The organism is Streptomyces sp. NP-1717 (assembly GCF_022695985.1).
Taxonomy (GTDB): Bacteria; Actinomycetota; Actinomycetes; order Streptomycetales; family Streptomycetaceae; genus Streptomyces.
In genome coordinates this window covers 1-2,661 of record NZ_JAAPBF010000415.1, presented here as the reverse complement: position 1 = coordinate 2,661, position 2,661 = coordinate 1, and the positions used below count along the sequence as shown (strand labels likewise).

The window sequence follows — 2,661 nt, the reverse complement described above, 5'->3', positions numbered from 1 at the left end:
CCGCGGCCCCGCGCCGTTCCGCCGCCAAGCGCTCCCCGTACTCCGGGCCACCGGCCCGGAGTACCTCCCCCTCGGTGCTGCCGGGTCAGGCGGCCTGGGGCTGGTTCTTGATCGCCGAGATGTCGAAGATCAGCTTCACCTTGTCACTGACCACCACACCGCCGGTCTCCAGCGCCGCGTTCCAGGTCAGGCCCCAGTCGGAGCGCGAGATCGTGGTGCCGCCCTCGAAACCGACACGCTCGTTGCCGTAGGGGTCCGTGGCCTTGCCGTGGAACTCCAGGTCGATGGTCAGCTCCTTGGTGACATCCTTGATGGTGAGGTCACCGGTGATGCGGTACTCGTCGCCGCCGACCTGCTCGGCGCTCGTGGAACGGAACGTCATCTTGGGGAACGTCTCGGCGTCGAAGAAGTCGGCGCTGCGCAGGTGACCGTCACGGTCCGGCGCACCGGTGTCGATGCTCTCGATCTCCACGTCGATCGAGGCGGAGGAGTTCTCCGGCTTCGAGCCGTCCAGGCTCAGCGTTCCCTCGTGCTTGCCGAAGGTGCCACGGACGTTGGTGACCATCGCGTGGCGCACCTGGAAGCTGATGCTGCTGTGCGTCGGGTCGATGGTGTATTCACCGGTCAGCGCGGCCAGCTCGGGGTTGACGGCGGTGGCAGTGGCGGAGCCGGACTCGGACTTGCGGTTGAAGAGTGACATGGTTTCTCCCGGTAAGCGTTTGTTTAGCCTTCAAGTACCTCCACCGTAGTCCTATCTCGTTCAAAGTTCAACATCTTCTTTCGGTGGGCGCACATGACGGTGCCCCGTCACCCCTCGGGAGGAGGGGGTGACGGGGCACCGTCGGACCGCCGGGGCTCCGGTCTCAGGAGCCGACCGACACGGTGAAGCGCACCGGGTTGCCGTCGTGCGCCGCGCCCGAGACGTCCGGCTCACCGTCCGGCCGTACGTCGTCGTACGGGAACGCGTACCCGATCGGGGTGTTCGCGTGGAGCACCCGCGCCCAGTGGTTGGTGGACGGGTCCTTGTAGTAGTCCGCCGCGTTGGCGCCGTTCGGCTGGTCGGGGTGGGTGAGCAGCGTCGAGCGGTTGAATCCGGCCGCCAGCCGCGCGAGGAGCGCCTTCTTGTCGTCCGAGTCGTCCGGATTGTTGGTGAAGGGGCCGTGGTTGCAGGTGAAGATGTCCTTCGAGGTCGGCTTGGAGAAGGTGTGGCCGCCGGCGAAGGTGAGCGTGTCGCCGCTGACCCGGCCGGCCAGCACGCCGCGACCGCCCTGGAGGTCGATCTTGAGGTCCTCGGTGGTGTACTTCTGCCAGACCTCGTCGATGTAGCCGTCGAAGACGTCCCTGAAGGGCATCTCGTCGGGCCGGTCGAAGTACGGCGCCATCGCGTTCTGCGGCGCGATCACCCGCAGGACCTGGCCGTCGGCGCCGCGTGTGATCAGCTTGTCCCACGGCTGCCCGTCCGCCGCGGCCTGCGCGGTCAGACCGTCGGCGATCTTCTGCAGAGCGCCCTCGGGCAGCGGGGCGACCTCGTGCTTGGCGTCCCCCTCCAGCGTGATCCCGATGGGCAGCGCGGTCACCAGGTCGACGTAGCTGATGTTGGAGTACAACTGCTGCGGGTTGAAGGTGAACTCGCAGAACGACCACGTGCGGCCGTAGTTGGGGTCGTCCTCGCTCGCGAACGCCGGCTCGACCAGCGACGGTCCCGGGTTCAGGAAGAAGTCCAGGGTGTCGTCGCGTACGAAGTAGACGCGCGCGCCGAACATCTGAGGCAGCGTCATCGTCACCGCCGCCCCGCCCGCCGCGTTCAGCGGAATGGCGCAGTCGACCGGCAGAGGGGTGTTGGCCTCGGCGGGCGACTCGGGCTTGTACACGCTGCCGTCGGCGCGGAGCAGTACCCAGCGGTCGGTGCCCTGCTCGTGGCCGGTGACATAGGCGTTGACCGACCCGGGCAACGACTTGTTCACCAGGGCGAGTTCACAGGTATCGGCGGCGGCCGCCGCGCGGGGGCTGAGAGCGCTTCCCCAGGCGGGGTAGGTGAGCGCCGTGGCCGCCGCGGCCGTGCCGGTCAGAAACATTCTGCGCGATATCACGGATGTTCTCCTGAGATGTGGGGGGAACGCGGTACGGCGCGGTACGTGGGGGGCGCGCCTCGCGTCTGCGCCCCACTCTCGCCAGGTGTCCGGGACGCGTCAAGAGTTGCGACTGAGAGCGCTCTCAAAAGTTTGGGAGTCTTCACAACCTGACGTCGGTCGCTCACCCACGGCCATCGGCGGCGGCCCCGGCCGGCCACCGGCCCGCTCCCCGGTCGGCCGCCACCCGACATCCGTCCGACGTCCGCCCGTCGTCCGGCTGACATCTGGAGGAACCTCACAAGCGCGAGGGGGGCCGGGCTGTCGACTCGGCCCGCGCGCATCCCGGTTCTGTCCAGCCCCACCAGGAATCCGGGCGGGAGACTGTGTGGAGTCGACGGCGGCTTTTTGCCTCCGTTGTTCGTAGGGTCGGTACATGACCGTTGTGGACCAGACGCCGAGTGAGCCCGTCGACGCCCGTGGGCGCGTGGCCGAGCTGCACTCGCTGCGGGGGCAGGCGCTGAGCGGCCCGAGTGACCGCGCGACCGAGGCGCAGCATGCCAAGGGGAAGCTGACCGCCCGTGAGCGTATC

2 protein-coding genes are annotated in these 2,661 nt (G+C 68.4%); both read right to left on the bottom strand.

Features of this window, described 5'->3' with window-relative positions; genetic code table 11:
* Positions 1–85: 85 nt before the first annotated feature.
* A complete protein-coding gene (locus GXP76_RS35060) occupies positions 86–700 on the bottom strand; it encodes a YceI family protein (RefSeq protein WP_242575654.1) in 615 nt (204 codons plus the stop codon).
* 163 nt (positions 701–863) lie between these two features.
* Positions 864–2,075 carry a glycoside hydrolase family 64 protein gene (locus GXP76_RS35055; protein ID WP_242575655.1) on the bottom strand — a complete coding sequence of 404 codons (1,212 nt, stop codon included), beginning with the start codon at positions 2,073–2,075 and terminating at the stop codon, positions 864–866.
* Positions 2,076–2,661: the final 586 nt, after the last annotated feature.